At 49.4% G+C, this 16,527-nt stretch carries 13 protein-coding genes, 2 tRNA genes and 1 other annotated feature; of the genes, 6 read left to right on the forward strand and 9 right to left on the reverse strand.

Annotated features, from left to right (window positions below):
* Nucleotides 1–253 precede the first annotated feature (253 nt).
* Both tig and AK95_RS29240 read right to left on the reverse strand, forming a co-directional pair.
* Nucleotides 254–1,576, reverse strand: coding sequence for a trigger factor (gene tig / locus AK95_RS29235; RefSeq protein ID WP_071223435.1), 1,323 nt, complete (start codon nt 1,574–1,576; stop codon nt 254–256).
* Nucleotides 1,577–1,721: 145 nt separating this feature from the next.
* Nucleotides 1,722–2,561, reverse strand: coding sequence for a hypothetical protein (locus AK95_RS29240; protein ID WP_071223436.1), 840 nt, complete (start codon nt 2,559–2,561; stop codon nt 1,722–1,724).
* A 361-nt stretch (nt 2,562–2,922) separates the two neighbouring features.
* Here AK95_RS29240 and AK95_RS29245 point away from each other — a divergent pair.
* Nucleotides 2,923–2,996 (forward strand) — tRNA-Arg (locus tag AK95_RS29245).
* Nucleotides 2,997–3,919: 923 nt separating this feature from the next.
* Here AK95_RS29245 and AK95_RS29250 read toward each other — a convergent pair.
* Together AK95_RS29250 and AK95_RS29255 are read right to left on the reverse strand one after the other, a co-directional pair.
* Nucleotides 3,920–6,715: a DEAD/DEAH box helicase family protein gene (locus AK95_RS29250; protein ID WP_071223437.1), complete on the reverse strand. Its 2,796-nt coding sequence runs from the start codon at nt 6,713–6,715 to the stop codon at nt 3,920–3,922.
* Nucleotides 6,716–6,892: 177 nt separating this feature from the next.
* Complete coding sequence (locus AK95_RS29255) at nt 6,893–7,360, reverse strand: acetyltransferase (protein WP_071223438.1); 468 nt, start codon at nt 7,358–7,360, stop codon at nt 6,893–6,895.
* 107 nt (nt 7,361–7,467) lie between these two features.
* On the opposite strand from AK95_RS29255, the gene AK95_RS29260 reads away from it, so the two are divergent.
* The 3 genes from AK95_RS29260 to AK95_RS29270 all read left to right on the forward strand — a co-directional run bounded on the left by AK95_RS29260 (nt 7,468) and on the right by AK95_RS29270 (nt 11,014).
* Nucleotides 7,468–7,896 (forward strand): EamA family transporter, encoded by a 429-nt coding sequence (locus AK95_RS29260; RefSeq protein ID WP_071223439.1) that lies wholly within the window; start codon nt 7,468–7,470, stop codon nt 7,894–7,896.
* Nucleotides 7,897–8,040: 144 nt separating this feature from the next.
* On the forward strand, nt 8,041–8,820 hold the full coding sequence (locus tag AK95_RS29265) for a class I SAM-dependent methyltransferase (protein WP_071223645.1): 780 nt from the start codon (nt 8,041–8,043) through the stop codon (nt 8,818–8,820).
* Nucleotides 8,821–8,863: 43 nt separating this feature from the next.
* Nucleotides 8,864–9,088, forward strand: a binding site (T-box leader).
* A gap of 63 nt (nt 9,089–9,151) precedes the next feature.
* On the forward strand, nt 9,152–11,014 hold the full coding sequence (locus AK95_RS29270) for an arginine--tRNA ligase (RefSeq protein ID WP_071223440.1): 1,863 nt from the start codon (nt 9,152–9,154) through the stop codon (nt 11,012–11,014).
* Nucleotides 11,015–11,101: 87 nt separating this feature from the next.
* On the opposite strand, the gene AK95_RS29275 is transcribed toward AK95_RS29270, so the two are convergent.
* Together AK95_RS29275 and AK95_RS29280 are read right to left on the reverse strand one after the other, a co-directional pair.
* Entirely contained in the window at nt 11,102–11,542 is a 441-nt protein-coding gene (locus AK95_RS29275) for a hypothetical protein (RefSeq protein ID WP_071223441.1), read from the reverse strand.
* Between the two features lie 401 nt (nt 11,543–11,943).
* Nucleotides 11,944–12,017: transfer RNA gene (locus AK95_RS29280), tRNA-Arg, on the reverse strand.
* A gap of 159 nt (nt 12,018–12,176) precedes the next feature.
* Between AK95_RS29280 and AK95_RS29285 the strand changes: the two genes are divergently transcribed.
* Nucleotides 12,177–12,473 (forward strand): magnetosome magnetite crystal formation protein family, encoded by a 297-nt coding sequence (locus AK95_RS29285; RefSeq protein WP_071223442.1) that lies wholly within the window; start codon nt 12,177–12,179, stop codon nt 12,471–12,473.
* A 93-nt stretch (nt 12,474–12,566) separates the two neighbouring features.
* Here the strand turns inward: AK95_RS29285 and AK95_RS29290 are convergent, their stop codons facing one another.
* Nucleotides 12,567–14,048 (reverse strand): copper amine oxidase N-terminal domain-containing protein, encoded by a 1,482-nt coding sequence (locus AK95_RS29290; RefSeq protein ID WP_071223443.1) that lies wholly within the window; start codon nt 14,046–14,048, stop codon nt 12,567–12,569.
* Nucleotides 14,049–14,313: 265 nt separating this feature from the next.
* Nucleotides 14,314–14,877, reverse strand: a complete 564-nt coding sequence (sigZ, locus tag AK95_RS29295) for an RNA polymerase sigma factor SigZ (protein WP_071223444.1) — start codon at nt 14,875–14,877, stop codon at nt 14,314–14,316.
* A gap of 112 nt (nt 14,878–14,989) precedes the next feature.
* Between sigZ and AK95_RS29300 the strand changes: the two genes are divergently transcribed.
* A complete protein-coding gene (locus tag AK95_RS29300; RefSeq protein ID WP_071223445.1) occupies nt 14,990–16,015 on the forward strand; it encodes an aldo/keto reductase in 1,026 nt (341 codons plus the stop codon).
* Nucleotides 16,016–16,120: 105 nt separating this feature from the next.
* Here AK95_RS29300 and AK95_RS29305 read toward each other — a convergent pair whose 3' ends face one another.
* Complete coding sequence (locus tag AK95_RS29305) at nt 16,121–16,486, reverse strand: hypothetical protein (protein ID WP_071223446.1); 366 nt, start codon at nt 16,484–16,486, stop codon at nt 16,121–16,123.
* Nucleotides 16,487–16,527: the final 41 nt, after the last annotated feature.

The following is a 16,527-nucleotide window of genomic DNA, read 5'->3' on the forward strand; positions in this document are numbered from 1 at the left end:
AAAATATACTACAGCGTTACAAAAGTTATTCTAACATGTTCAAAGCACGATGTCATTTTTTAACCCTGCTTACATTCTATGAACTTGCCAAGAATTATATCCTGCCAACTTGTCTCATTATGTATGTCGAAATTAATAACCAATTCATGTCACAATTAGTAGTAAATTGGCTATTCTTAGTTAAAAATAAGGCACGCATGAAATGTACGTGCCTTATCTAATGTGAGGGCAGCTTATCGCAGCTGCCTATTTATTATTCTTCAGTTGCTTCTTTTTTCTCAACAGGAGCGCCTTCTACGCTGTTTTCCAACAAGAAGTCGATTGTTTTGCGAAGAAGCAGTTCTTCACGAAGGCTGTCAAGGGAACCGTTAGCACCCAGGATGCTGCGGATTTCATCAGCAGGACGTTTGTACGTGTCAGCCATGTTCTCCAGCTCTTTGTTGATTTCCTCTTCAGATACTTCGAGTTTTTCTTCTTTTGCGATTTGCTCGAGCACGAGGTTGTTGCGAACGCGTTTTTCAGCATCGTCTTTCATTTGACCTTCCAGATCGGCATTCGTTTGGCCGGAGAAGCTAAGGAACATTTCCAGGTTCATGCCTTGCTGGCGAAGACGGTTGTCGAAATCGCGCATCATGTTTTGAACTTCGGATTGAATCATAGCATCAGGAATTTCAACTTCAGCGTTAGCTGCTGCTTTTTCAACGGCTTCGTTCTCACGAACGCCTTGTGCTTCTTGCTCTTTGCGAGTCAGCAATTGTTTCTTCAGATCTTCCTTGTACTCGTCAAGCGTATCGAATTCACTTACGTCTTTAGCGAATTCATCATCCAGCTCAGGAAGCTGCTTGCGTTTGATTTCGTGAACTTTCACTTTGAAGACGGCTTGTTTGTTAGCCAATTCTTCAGCATGGTAAGTTTCAGGGAATGTCACTTCCACGTCTTTGAAGTCACCAGTAGCCATTCCGATCACTTGGTCTTCAAAGCCTGGAATGAACGTGTTGCTTCCAAGCTCAAGGGAATAACGCTCAGCTTGTCCGCCTTCGAAAGGAACGCCGTCAACGGAACCATCAAAGTCGATCACAACGATATCGCCAGACTGGGAAGCACCTTCGTCAATAACGGTAAGCTCAGCATGACGTTGTTGCAGACGCTCAAGCTCTTCGCTCAGTTCCTCGTCGGAAACTTCAGCAGCTACTGCAGCAACTTCGATACCTTTGTATTCGCCAAGTTTAACTTCTGGTTTCACAGTTACTCTTGCTTTAAACTTGAAAGTTTCGCCTTTAGCGAATTGCTCGATGTCTACTTCCGGACGATCCACAGGGAAGATATCCGCTTGTTCTACAGCTTCGCTGTATACTTCCGGAAGAAGGATGTCGATTGCATCCTGGTACAAGCTCTCAACGCCAAAGCGAGCTTCGAAGATCGAGCGAGGTACTTTACCTTTACGGAATCCAGGTACATTTGCTTTTTTAGCTACTTTATTAAAAGCTTTGTCGAGGGCGGATGCAACGCGCTCCGCATCAACCTCAACGTCAAGAACGCCAAGGTTCTTCTCTATTTTTTCCCAAGTTGCTTTCATTTATGCTTTCCCCTCCAAAATAATTCACGTGGTCGACGCAATAATGTATCACGTACCGAATAACCACTATAGTATAAACAACATTAAATTCTTTTTCAAGGGCGAACCCTTATGCTACGATACCGTAAACGTTTTCCAACTCTGGCTAATCTTCCACGCCAGCTGCGACAAATTGCTTGAGAGATCGATAGGCTCCCTCATAGCGGAACCTCATGGTGTCCGTTATGCCGTAGAGCGGGCGGATTTCCTCCTCATTGCGAAACCCTTTCAGACTCTCCGATACGATGTCATGCAGAGCAGCCGCCCATATGTCAAGCGTGGATTCTTCTTCATCCAGCATGGAATGGTAATCTTCGGTGCCGTAAATCGCCATGATGAACTGAGACCATAATTCCTGTGCAAAATAAAACAGTGTCGGTTCATGAACCTCAGTCTGATCGGCAACGCGCTCCAAAATTCTCGTAATGGCATCCGGGAAACCTCCCGGGTCCAGGGGAACCGTATCGATCTCAATCTCGACGGCCTCCTGCCCGCGATGAAGGCTCACATGCCCTTCCATCCCTCTTCTCCGCAGCGTTTGCAGCACCCGAAATTGCAGCAGCGGATGAAGCGGCGTATCATGCAGCCACTCGACCAAAATAGCATCGATCTCCGGACGGTCCAAATAAGCAAGCTGTTCCAGCGCCAAAATGGTTTGCTCCGTCAGCGGTCCGTTCATGACCGAAGCCAGCAGCTTGTCGGCATATCCGGCATCCTGGGCAACTTTGTCCCTAACCATCTGCCTCGCCATGTCCGCTTCGTCCGGATCATCCTCCTCGGGCTCTGCTTCGTTAACTGAACGGGGTACAGCCTGTTCCGGAAATGCAGCTTCAAGCCAGTCGAGGAGCGAATTCCACTCTTCATAATGCCGTTCATTCTGTCCGCCGCATTTCAGCAGAAAGCGCAGAACCTCCATCGCTTCACCGTAACGTTCATTCTCGAGCATAACCGTAAGCTGAATCTGGTAATAATCCAGCGTCTTCGGAAACAGGATGATGTTCTTGTCCTCTTGTTCTTGGGAGAAAGAGTCCTTGATAAGGACACCTCCTTTCTAGTCCTGTTTTTCGTATTCGTTGATTATAGCATATGTAATGCCAAGTTAAAAAAAAGGCGATCGTTCCTCATGCGTTGCCGCATCCGGCAACAAGTTGACGACTGTTTTTATATATTCCAGCGTATATTTTATCAATATAACCCGATATGCTGCACTCATAATCTTACAGGACCAATAATCTTTGCAACTTAAAATAATGATTGAATTTTCCCGACGTATGTGATAATATATTTTTTGCTTGAAAAATTTCTATGTCCCAGTAGCTCAGCTGGATAGAGCAACGGCCTTCTAAGCCGTCGGTCAGGGGTTCGAATCCCTTCTGGGACGTAAAAGAAGACACCGTCTTATGACGGTGTTTTTTTGTGTCCGTGAGGATGAGAACCCCTGATAGGGGTTCGTCGGAGCCTACGCTTCGGGAGGAATACTTCGCAGTCGGCCCGAAGGGCCGCATCCCTTCTGGGACGTAAAAGAAGACACCGTCTCTTAAGGGCGGTGTTTTTGCGTTCACAAGGATGAGAACCCCACAAGGGGGTTCGTCGGAGCCTACGCTTCGGGAGGAATACTTCGCAGTCGGCCTAAAAGGCCGCATCCCTTCTGGGTCACACTGGGCATATGAACTCGATAGCAGTTACTAAAACATCCCACACAGAACACAGACTCTAACGGACCGTAGGTTCGTTATTTCTGATAAAACGGCCCAATTTAGAATTTAACGGACACCACAGCCGTTATTTCGCTATTTCATAGGCAAATTACCCTCATTTTTCCTAAATAACGGACTTCAGGTCCGTTACCAAACCTGTAAGAGCGTTTTCCCCGCAAATAACGGACCCTGTGTCCGTTAAAGCAATGCATACCCGCCACTTGCTCTTAGGGTGGCTTCGCAGTCGGCCTGAAGGGCTGTATCCCTTCCGGGACGTAAACAGGCACCGCCCCATGGGGTGGTGCTTTTGTGTCTAAGGGGATATGAACCCCAAAGTCGATCCTAAAACACCCCACACAGAACACAGACTCTAACGGACCGTAGGTTCGTTATTTCTGAGAAAACGGCCTAATTTAGAATTTAACGGACACCACAGCCGTTATTTCGCTATTTCATAGGCAAATTACCCTCATTTTTCCTAAATAACGGACTTCAGGTCCGTTACCAAACCTGTAAGAGCGTTTTCCCAGCAAATAACGGACCCTGTGTCCGTTAAAGCAACGCATACCCGCCACTTGCTCAATAAGCTTCTGCGAACAGCCCTGTCCTACCGCCAAGCACTGACCCGCTCCGATTTCTTCACGAAAATGGAAGACAATGCTCTCGCTCGCGCGGTCAGAAGTATTTTCCTTCCTTCGGGCGTGCGAGTATAGACCAGTTCGGCAGGGCCGATATGCTTGCGCCACAGCTGGGCAAACCGTTCCGCGTGTTCTTTGCGGCGACCGATTTCCTCCGGCACGGCATGGTAATCCCGTTTCTTCACAAACCAGCTTCGCGACTCACGGTAAATAAGATATCGCGGGTTATCGATCGGGTCCAGTACCTGCTGCAGCGAATCCAAAAAGAGTGTTTTTTCCTGAGTGGTTCCGTCCCTCAGCCAACACGTGACGGTTCCCCCCACTTCCTCCGCTTTCAATCGGTGAATGCTTGGCACAGATTCGACCAGCTTCATATCAAACAGGGCCGTATAAACGACGAGACCAACCTCACGGATACTACGCTCCAGCGACTGATGCCGCGCCAGCATTTTGATGGCTTTATATACCCATGGACTTGATACGAGTAAGGCAACGGCAACCGGGATGAGTAAATTGAACCAGGCCGGCGCGTCCGATTGGAACAAACGCGGAGACGTTAACGTCTCGCTGAAGGCGCCCAATCCCAGACCAACGGCGAACAGGAGTACGGCTTTCACCGTATGAGAAAACACGACAGGCCTAGGGATGCTCTCTCGATCCGCCGTCAGTTCTTCCGTCATGGAGCTGTGAAGGGCAATCGCCGAATCCCAACGCCCCTTCAGAAGATGCCGCTGCTTCGAACGCTCCAATGTGTCGCGGTTATAATCGTTAATGCTGTCTGCGGTATGCCTTTTCCGAAGATCAAGGCCCATGCGCTCCAAGCCCGACTCAATGGTCTGGTGCGAGATCGATAAACCTACGAGAGATCGAAATCTGCGGGCAAGCGAGCCCAAATCTTCGCCGCCGCCGCTCTTGGCTGTATCTATGCAGGCCAGATGCCAGATCGCTCCGGTTTTATCGGGATTCCCGCGCTGCGCCCGAATCGCCCGCCCTCTCATCTGGTTGGACAGCATGAACGAACCTACATATGATGCCATGACCAAGGAATTGATTCCGGGGGCATCCCACCCCTCACCCAGAAGAGCCGCCGTACCAACCAGCACCCGGATTTCTCCCTCCGAAAACACTTCCGTTATGATTGCGACGATAGCCGAGCGATTCGCATCACGAACATCAATCGTTATATAGCGGCTGTCGTGAGCAAGCGGGCGCTCCGATAAGTGAAGACCTCGCCGAACGGCACAAACCCTGGCTAAAGGCACAGCCTTTGCCGGTAGCACAACAAAGGAGCCGGTCAGAATTCCGATAGGCAACTCATGCTCGCTGTGCGAACTGTTTTTCTCAGCCAGCTGCCTTCTGATTAACTCGAAAATGGGGACAACGCCAAGCCGATGAAGCGGCTTCTCGTCAGCTGCATCCTTCGGCAGGTCCTCTTTACGGATATAATCGGTCAAAATCACCATCCGCAAGTTTTCCCCCAGCATGGAACGCTCGAAATCAAGAATACGGCCGATGCCGTGCAATTTCGAAACGCTCTGGACCAGCATTTTGTCAAATGCCGGCGTAGAACGCATATAAACCCTCCGGCGTTCAATCATGCCCATTCGGCTGAGCCTCTTCTGCAAGCCCTTTAACTCCGGCAGCTCACGATCCATATGCGGATCCTTATACAGCATGCCGCTAAGGAGTTCCTCCAACCACTCTTCCGAAAAATCGGGCGTTTCCTTCTCCTTCATTCCGAGCAGCTTCACCGCTTCCTTCCAGATGGGCTGATTGGCGGCACGCAGATAAAGCACCATGCTGGAGTAATACTCGGGCGAGGATAATATTTCTTCGGTATACGTTTCGGATTGCGTAATCCAAGGATGATTGACAATCAAATCCGCCAGGAACTTATCCCGGATCAGTTCGTCCTTAACCTGGGCTGCCTGCAGCCGAAACTCCCGGAGTTTAGCTGCCTCCTCTTGAGTAGGGGTGGTTAAACTTATGTAATCCTGATGCGGGCACAACTCACCATGACAGACCAGCTCCGGGACGCTAATCTCTTCGTCGATGGGACCGCAAAGCTCGATATACCTCTGCCATTCCCTTGGATTAACATCATATGGCGGTGTGGCAGTAAGGGCAATCTTCGTCGGCTGGCCCAGCATTTCGCACAGCTGCATAGCACTTTGCCACCAAGACATCCGGAGATGATGCGCCTCGTCAAAAATGACTGTATGATAACCCCGTTGCTTCAACAACTCCAAGGTTTCTTGAGCCTCGGTACCGTTCGTGATATCTTCCTCGCTAGCGCTTTCCATCACCTCCGCCTCAGAAGCTTCCATGGCCATTTCGGGATCCCTGTTGTGCTCATCTTCAAGCTGATGCGCATGTTCTATCTCCGCCGTGCCTTTCCTCCTAACAGAGGTTTGCTCCCCAGCATTACTAAGCAGGCTATGAAGGGCTTGATAGGTCGTTATCGTTACCAATGCCGGTCGCTTGAGCGAGGTGGAGATCCATTCGGGCTGTTCTTGATCGTCTAGGAATAATTCCACAAACCGGCTCGCCCATTGCTGCTTGATGGTGAGTGTGGGGGCCAGGATGATCGTCGGCCGGTTAATGCGCAGCATGATTTCCAGTCCAAGAACGGTCTTCCCCGAACCCGGCGGCGCCACCAAATGCAGATGCCGATTCTTCAGATGATGCTCCAGCCCGTGAAGCACCCTTTTCTGATAGGAGCGCCACGGATAACGAAACGACAGATTACTCGGAAAAAATTTCATGGATTCCTCCAGTTTAGATGCACCTCTTTCTTCTTCGGTGTGTATAGGAAAAACGTCTATCGACGTAAGTCCACAGAAGACAGACCGCGTGTAAAGGATGTTTTACTTGCATTATCGATTGGGTTCAGCTGCGCTGGAAACTTATAAATTCGATAATGTAAAATAGTGATCCATAACCTACTGTAATTCCATGTGAATAAGCGGAAACGGCTTTCCGGAGCCGTCCAGCTCGGAGCGGCCGATTTGCACGAAGCCGTATTTTTTATAAAAAGCATGGGCCATGGGGTTCTGTTCATTCACATCGACTTGCAGCCTCCGCCCCTTGAGCTGTTCGGCATGCCGGATCAGCTTCGTTCCCGTGCCTAAGCCGTGATGGAGGGGATCCACAAACAGCATTTCGATTTTGGCCCCTTCCAGCCCCATAAATCCAATCGGTTCCTGTTCGGTATTCAAGCAGACCCAGATCTCTACGGCTCTCAGCGCTCCATTTTGCATCATCTCATAATAAAACCGGATATCTTCCTCCGTCAGGAAATCATGCGTTTGGGATACGGCACGAAGCCATATTTCCACCAGCCGATCATGATACTCTTCTGTATAAGGCGCTATATGTAACACCACTTCATCCAGTCCCTTCCAAATCATTCGATCTCATCGATATTCATGATAACGTGTAAATTGCTCTATACTATTATAGTGGAATTCGGTACATTAATCAGAGACTTTATCTTTGTCAGGAAGGAGAGAACAACATGCCGTTATGGCTTATATATGCATTGCTGTCGGCGGTCACGGCGGCTCTTGTCGCCATTTTCGGAAAAATAGGCCTGCAAAACATCGATGCCAATTCGGCAACGGCGATCCGCTCTGTCATTATGGCCCTGTTTCTGCTGGGAGTCGTGGGGGTTCAGGGCAAATTCTCGGAACTCGGTGACATTCTGGTTCAGAAGAAAGCCTTAAGCTTCATTGTGCTCAGCGGCATTGCTGGGGCATTGTCCTGGCTGTTTTATTTTCTTGCGCTAAAATACGGCAAAGTATCGCAGGTAGGACCTATCGATAAATTGAGCGTTGTCATCGCGGTCATTCTGGCTTTTGTGTTTCTTGGAGAAAAGATATCCTGGATTAACGCAGCCGGCGTTGCACTCATTGCCGTTGGCGCTCTTCTGGTTGCCGTTAAATAAGGTTCTACATAAAACCGCTGCTCAGCGGCTTTTTGTTCGTTCATTTATTGTTAAAACCTATCAATATTATCACATTTATATATTTCTAATTATAAGATAAACATGTCACAATGAGGATAATTCATGGGTGAGGGAGTTGTTGTTATGTCAGAGCAAGTATGGAAAGCGCACGATTATGATCGGCAGTTATCGTTTGTCTCGGCTTATGGAAAAAGCGTAGTAGAGCTTCTTGCACCCCAACCCGGAGAACGGATTCTTGATCTCGGCTGTGGAACCGGTGATTTGGCAAATGAAATATCTGCTTCGGGTGCACATGTAACCGGCATGGATGATTCGGCCGAGATGATTGAGCGCGCCAAAAGCAAATACCCCGGGCTTACGTTTCTGACCGGAGACGGCGAGAACTTCGACACCGAATCGCCGTATGATGCCGTCTTCTCCAATGCCGCCCTGCATTGGATGAGGGATGCTTGTGGTGTGGTACGCTCCGTCTATGGCGCACTCAAGCCCGGTGGCCGATTCGTAGCGGAGTTTGGAGGCAAGGGGAATATCGACGGAATTTACCAAGCTTTGAAAACGGTATTCGCCGACCATTATGGAATGGATGCCGACACCCGAAATCCGTGGTATTTTCCCAGCTTGGGCCAATATACGACCTTGCTTGAATCCCATGGGTTCCGGGTGCATATCGCCCATCACTTCGACCGTCCCACGAAGCTGCCTGAGGGCAAGGATGGCGTGAAGTATTGGCTGCTGCATTTTGGAGATCGTTTCTTTGCTGGATTCTCGGCTGAAGAGAAGGACGAAGCCATTGCCCGTATCAGCCAAGCTGCCCGGGCGACGCTCTGGCGTGAGGATGCATTTTATGCAGATTACAAGCGCCTGCGAGTCTTTGCAGAGAAGGTTTCAGAATTTCAGGGTTGATTTTCTAAATAGAATGGTTAATAATATGAAAAACTTGAACATGTGATTTTCGTTGATTGGGAGAGTAACTGCACTTGACTTTAGTCCAAGCGAGCCGGGAGGGTGGAAACCGGTACAAAGTCGGCAGTGAAACGGACCCAGGAGATGGTCTTCCGAAATGAAATATTGTAGGAAGCCCCGGCTTACACCGTTATCGTATCAAGGTGGTTAAACCCTCTGTGGTTTAACAACAAGAGTGGTACCGCGAGCACAAGTCCTCGTCTCTTTAGGAGATGAGGGCTTTTTTGATTTTTCTGACGTGTTTTGTTTATTTTTCAAAGGGGGATTTAACGTGTTAAGTCATTTGATTACTTCGAGCCTTCAACAAGCTGTAAACCAAGTGTGTGAAGATATGGGCGTCCAACTGCCCGATTCTACTCCAATCCGGATTGAGCAGCCTGCCAGCATGGAGCATGGGGACTATGCCACCAACATTGCGATGCAGCTTGCGAAGCTGCTTCGTAAAGCTCCGCTGCATATTGCCGTGCTGATTCAAGCCGAGCTTGAGCAGGATCCGACCTATAAACAGCTTGTCTATGCCACGGAGATTGTTGCCCCAGGTTTTATGAATCTGCGTATCGATTGGGAATATTGGGCTGGACATTGTTTTGAATTGCCTCCGGCAACGAACGAGAAGATTGTCATTGAGCATACTTCCATCAATCCGAACAAATCCGCCCATATCGGCCATCTAAGAAACTCCTGTATCGGCGATACGCTGGTCAGGCTGATGAGGAAGCTTGGTTACGAGGTGGAGGTTCATAATTATATCGACGACCTTGGCAATCAACTGGCAGATACGGTGGTCGGGATGCTCCACACGCCGCTGTCAAAGGAACATGCCCGGTTCGGCGATTACTGCTGGGACGTGTATTCAAGTACCAATAAGGCCTACGAAAGGGAGCCCGGGCTGGTCCAGCATCGGACCGAGGTTCTGCACGCATTGGAAGAGGGTAACCAGAATCTGTCCTGGATCGGACTGCTCGTTGCCGAGAGAATTGTCAAAGAGCATCTTGAAGAAATGAAGCAGTTCGGCATTGACTATGATCTGCTTGTGTGGGAGAGCAGCATTGTCAGAGAGGGGTTCTGGGCATCCGCTTTCGAGCTGTTGAAGAACACGCCGCTCTTCCATCAGGAAACCGAGGGCAAACTTGCAGGCTGCTGGGTGCTCAAGCAAACAGGAACGGAAGCCGTTGACGATCCGGAGTCAGACCACAGCATGGATAAAGTGCTCGTGCGCTCCAATGGCATCCTGACTTACACCGCCAAAGACATCGCCTATCACCTGTGGAAATACGGTGTGCTCTCCAACGATTTTGTATATAAAAAATTCACAAAGGAGGTTTGGACGACGAGCACTCATGGCGAGCAGCTCTCTTTTGGCAAAGCAGACATGGTCATCAACGTCATTGATTACAGGCAGCAGTACCCGCAGGCGATGGTGAAGCAGGCGCTGGAAAGCCTGGGATTCCATAAAGAGGCCGACAAGCTCCGTCATGTCAGCTACGGCGTCGTTTCGTTAAGCCCTTCTGCCGCTTCGGATCTCGGCATCGATACTTCCGACGGGAAAGCATCCTACGCGATGTCCGGACGTCAGGGGATCGGAATTAAAATCACCGAGCTTATCCATCAAGTAGCCAAGGTCATCGAAGACGCCCGTTCCGATAAAAACGGTTTGTCCAGTCATACGATCGCAGCCGCCTCCATCCGTTACTATCTGCTTCGCTTTGCACTGCAAACCGAGGTGGTGTTCGATCTGAAGCAGGCCACTGAAATATCAGGAAATACGGGGGTATACCTGCTCTACTCCTACGCGCGTGCACTCAGCGTGCTCAATAAAGCGCAAGAAGCGGGTGTTTCGCCGTCGGTGCCTGCCCGGTTCCCTGACATGGAAAAAGCGGAGCATGCGCTCCTTCGCCATATCAGCACCTGGCACGATACCCTGTATGCCGCCGGCCGGGATCTATCTCCAAGCGCCGTCTGCAACTTTACTTATGAGCTGTGCTCCTTGTTCAACAATTTTTACTCGGCATGCCCAATTCTGAAATCGGCGGATGAAGTGCTCCGGTTCCGTGTATGGCTCACTTCCTTATTTAAAAACACTCTTGGAGAAGCACTGGATGTACTGGGACTGCCCACGCCCAGCCGGATGTAAATCTCCCTCTAACGAGTTTAACGAATGACGGTGTACTAAAAAGCCACCGTACGATTCATGTTGAATACGTACGGTGGCTATCATATATTATTGCAATCCTCTGACGGTCAATCTGATCTGGACGGCATCTGCTGCAGGCTCTTCCTGCAGGGTCCAGTTGACGGCCAGCGCTTCCTTCAAGCGAGCGACCTGCTCCTCCTGGAGCTTCAGCCCCTCAATAATGCCTTCATCTACACTAAAATCGGATTCTGAACTGATGTGGAAGGCTTCCTCCAGCCAGATCTTCAACCCGTTGCGGGTATTAAACGTAATTTTGTACCCCTCGCTAACGGCCTTCTCTAAATCTTCCCCATGTTCTTTTGCATAAGAGAACAATTCCTCATAGTGAAAATGACCATTGTTCGCGACCTGGAATCTCTCGACCTCACCCGAGCGCACAGCCTCCAGCAGCTCGGAGGTAGTTAGCCCCGATTTTTTGGCATGCTCCAATAAAATGGCGGTATTCTGTGAGATTTTCGTAAGCTGCATGCTCGACGCCTCCTCAATATGTATCGTAAAATACTTTTTTCTTCTATTATAAGACGAAACCGCTAGGATGTCAGACACTTCTCAAAACATAAGCTATATTCGCTCCCGATGTATTTGCCAACTTTGGGGTTCATCACCCTCACGGGACGTTCTCGTCCCAGTCGGGATACGGCCTTCCAGGCCGACTGCGTAGTAATCCTAACGAAGCTTATGCGCAGGCGTAACCCCATTGGGGGTTCATCACCCTCACGGGACGTTCTCGTCCCAGTCGGGGTACGGCCCTTCAGGCCGACTGCGATGTAATCCTAACGAAGCTTATCCTCCGACGAACCCCTTTTTGGGGTTCTCATCCTCACGGGACGTAAAAAGAAGACACCGTCATTTGACGGTGTCTCTTTTTACGTCCCAGAAGGGATTCGAACCCCTGACCGACGGCTTAGAAGGCCGTTGCTCTATCCAGCTGAGCTACTGGGACAAATATGTATGAAAATCTTTTAAACAGTAACGAAGTATATTATATCGCATCTTTCGTATTTTTCAAAGAACTTTTTTTCAGAATGGTTCGGAACAGAATCAGGAGCGGGCTTACTGGGTAATATGAATATCATGAAAATGACTTCAGGAGCGTGATATCATGAGACAGCTTTTATCCTCTTTATCGTATTTCAGCATCTTCTTTGCCCCCTTCATCCTTCCTGTCATCGTCTGGATTTTCTCCCCGGACGCCTATGTAGCCAAGCACGCCCGTCGCGCCCTGTTCTCGCACCTGTTCCCCATTATCGCTGCGATCCCTTTAATCTACATGGCCGTAACCTCAGGGTCCTTCGGTTCCGTCATTGGATACCTGATCCTGTTCGGCATCATCTACTTCGGGGCTTTTGTTTATAATGTGATCATGGGCATTCAAGTGCTGAGGGAGTACGCTTACTGATCATATTTAAAAAGGACCATGCGCTTAATTGCATGGTCCTTCTTGTGTTATTTGGTGTTGTGCCATGCGCTTAACCGCATGGTCCTTCTCGTGTTATTTCGTTGTAATCAGCACCATTTTTTCATTGCCGTCCCACTTTACTTCACAGCCCAGCGCGGATGCCACGAAACGCAGCGGCACCATCGCGGTGCCTTTTACCATCCGCGGCGCCGAATCCAGTGCTACATTTTTTCCGTTAACGACCGCTTGCTTGGAGCCCATCTTCAGCTTGATCTGGGTAGATCCTTTGCTGGAAGAGACGCTTTGCGTCTTTTGATCCCATTTGACCGAGGCATCGAGGGATTCGAAGATCGGTCGCATTGGGACAAGAACACTTCCCCCTACCATGACCGGTGACTGTGCATAGGATTGGAGTTGGCCGTTGATTTTGATGCGAATCGGCGCTTCTCCGATTTGTTTGCCGGACTGATCATAATATTTAAGCTTTACGCTTGTTACTCGTGTATCGTAATCAATGCGCAGGGTCGTCGTTTCATTGGCCGTCATGAACATGGAATCCGTATCCGTCCCCAAAGAGCGTCCCTTTGCATCATACGCCGTTGATTTCACGGTAATTCGTTGGGACACATCCCCGTTCTCCACACCGATCGTAACGACAAGCTTATTGTTGATCGTTGTTCTGCCCTCGGCTATGATTTTCGGAGTCTGACTGTTTCCCGTCAGGAACACCTTGAGATCGCTGACCGCTTTGCCAGCTTCCAGCTCAGCCTGGAAAGTCGCGATTTCGTTAGATGAAAGGTATCCCGAGGTTGTATTGACTTCCAAAACCTTGCCGCTACCGTTGCTGCCGACAACAATGACTCCCGCTTGCCCGCCTTTATTCCGGTTCTGAATCGAGCCGGTCACGACAAGCCTTCCGTTCTCCAGGCGGCTGCCCGTTTGAAGCAGCTTAACGGCATCTTCAACCGGATCGATAACAGATACCTTTACGCTTTTGATCAGTTTGGCTGCCTTCAGCTGTACGATGAACGTACCGACATCACTGCCGCCAAGGTAGCTGTCCGCCGATGTCACTTCAACCGCTTTACCGGATGCATCATAACCTACCGCGAGCATGCCCACGTTATGCCCGACCGTAGAATTCTGCACGACACCCGACACGTTAATCACGCCGTTATTCGTATAGTAACCTGAAGCCAGCAGCTGTGCTTGATCGCCGGCCAGTCCTGCAGGAATGACTTCCACCCGCTTAACGCTGCTGCCGCTATCCAGATCCACCTCATATGTACCGATTTCATCACTCATCATATATTCGGAATCACCGACAACCTCAAGCGCTTTACCGTTTTCATCATAACCCACGACATAGAATCCCGCTTCCGCACCGGTTCCTCCGTTGCGAATATCCGCTGTCACGCGCATCTTGCCGTTCACCAGCTCATGCGTGGACTCTAGAACCGTTACGCTCTGCACGGTATCCGCGTATACCGGCACTTGGACAGAGCCCAATGTAATCGACAATGCCAGGATTCCCGCTCCCCACAGCTTAACCATATGTTTATTCCATCTACCCAATTTCAATCTCCCCTTGTCTAATATGTTAGAAGTGACGCTAATCCAACATTATAGGGAGGATTCTTCAGTAATCATATAGAGGAAAAGCCCTATTTGCATCTCTTTCATAATCAAGAGTCCCGCGTGGTCCATACTCCCTACTGAAGCGAAATCGGAATCGACAAGAATCCTATCTTTTATCGACATCTTTTGCAGAACTGCGTAAAACTCCTTTGTCCTATATTGTGATACATCATAATAAAAAGCTTGGTGAACGCACCAAGCTTTATTTTTTGGCCTTTTTTCTTACCGGCTGCGGCTCATCGTACACGATTCGAAAATCCACGATGTTCCCGTATGCATCCGATTCGATATGACAGCAGCCCGTCAGCAGCTCTTTCATCATCTCTCTCCCGCGCTGTACTCTTGATTTAGCGCCGGAGTAGGATATTCCCAAATGCTCGCTTAATTCCTTTTGCGACATCCCTCTATATTCGGTCAATTCAAGAGCTTCCCGATATTTATCAGGCAAGCATGGCAGCACGGACTGAAAACAGGCAATCACTTCCTGATCATAATCAATCTCTGCATATTCATCGACAACAGACAGCTGTTCCGGCAGCTCTTCACCTGAACGAGTCTTCCTGTAATGATCCACGATGCTGTTGCGAGCTATTTGAAATATCCAGGAGCCCCGTTTCTCCTCATCCTTTAAATCTGAGATATGGGTGTGGACCTTCATAAATACATTCTGTACAATATCATCCACATCAGCGCGCTCACGAATCCTAGTCATGACAAACCTTTTAACAGGCTCATGGTACTCCGTCCAAATGGCGACTGCATCCATCTAAAAGCTCACCCCCGGCATTTTCCAAAAATAATTCGATTGATTTTTGCGTCCATTCCAACTGACCAGCGTCTGCCTTAGTGTAAACCAAATCATAGGAGGCTGGAAAGAGATGAAATACAATTTACTCGGTAATACAGGTGTGCTGGTATCAGAGATCGGGCTCGGCACGATGACGTTTGGCGGAGGAGCGAAGTGGGGAATGTTCGGCACGCTGGATGATAAGGAAGCAGGATATCTTGTAGATCAGGCCTTGGATGCGGGTGTCAATTTCTTTGATACAGCCAATGCCTACGCCGAAGGCCGCTCTGAAGAGATTCTTGGTAAAACACTGAAATCCAAGCGACATCAAGCGCTGATTGCTACGAAGGTTCGTGCGCGCACGGGTCCGGGCCCCAACGATATTGGACTGTCGCGGCTGCACATCATTCGTCAGGTGGAAGAAAGCCTTAAACGCCTGAACACCGATTATATCGATCTATATCAAATTCATAACCCGGATCAATTAACCGATTGGGAGGAAACGCTCCGTGCACTGGATGACCTTGTCCGAAGCGGAAAAGTCCGGTACATTGGCAATTCCAATATGACCGGTTGGGAAATCATGAAAACGCGCGGCATCTCCACTATGCACGGTCTTCATGCATTCAAAAGCAGCCAATCGTATTATTCACTCGCCGCAAGGGATATCGAAAGAGAAATTATCCCTGCCCTAAAGGATCAGCAAATGGGTTTGATCGTCTGGAGCCCGTTAGCTGGCGGGTTCTTGACCGGAAAATATACTCGTGAACATCGGGGAAGCTCCGAGGACCGCCATGCCAAATTGGCTTTTCCGCCGATTGATACGGAGCGGGTGTACCCGATTCTTGACGTGCTTCAAGATATCGCGCAAGCTCATGAGGCAACTGTCGCCCAAATTGCGCTTGCGTGGCTCCTTCATCAACAAGCGGTCACCACAGTTATCGTCGGTGCTAAGCGTACTGACCAACTGCAAGATAATTTGGGAGCGAGCGGTTTGATTCTGAATGAAGCCGAACTTTCTCAACTGGATGAAGTAAGCCGTCTGCCTGTTGAATATCCGGGATGGCCTTTTATGGAGCTGGACGAGGATATCATTCGAAAGCATGGACAGAACTGAGTTTTTTAGAATGGGGAATGCTGGTATGGCGGCATTCCCCTTACGCATACAAAAAGAGATCTGCCGATGAGCATCGGACAGATCTCTTCTTTCTTTTTTATATCTCTAAAAATATTGGGGGCCTTCGCTGAGCCGCTGGTTCAGCTGCTCATATAGCTGGCCTGTAGAAAGCAGCTGCTGCTTGAATGCATCCCGATCTTCCTCCGCGGTGGATTGAACGGTGCTCTCGAACGCTTCGTCCGTGGCATCGACAAATGCATCATGCATGCTGTTGTCGAACCAATCCACCTCCATGCTGGCGTTGCTGCGGACGATTTTCACCAGCTCATAACCTCCCAGCGGGGAAGATGGCGTCAGATAAGCCAGCAATGCACTTTCTCCTTCCGCTGCGGGGTAGACCTCAACCTCAGCGCAAGGAACGCCATTCACTTCCGTAATCCGCCGGATTTTTGCATCTCTGATTGCATACATCATACATTCTCCTTCATCGCGATGTGCAGGGACTGCACGAT

Origin of the sequence: Paenibacillus sp. LC231, from assembly GCF_001860525.1 — a bacterium.
In the GTDB taxonomy this organism is placed as follows: Bacteria; Bacillota; Bacilli; order Paenibacillales; family Paenibacillaceae; genus Paenibacillus_AQ.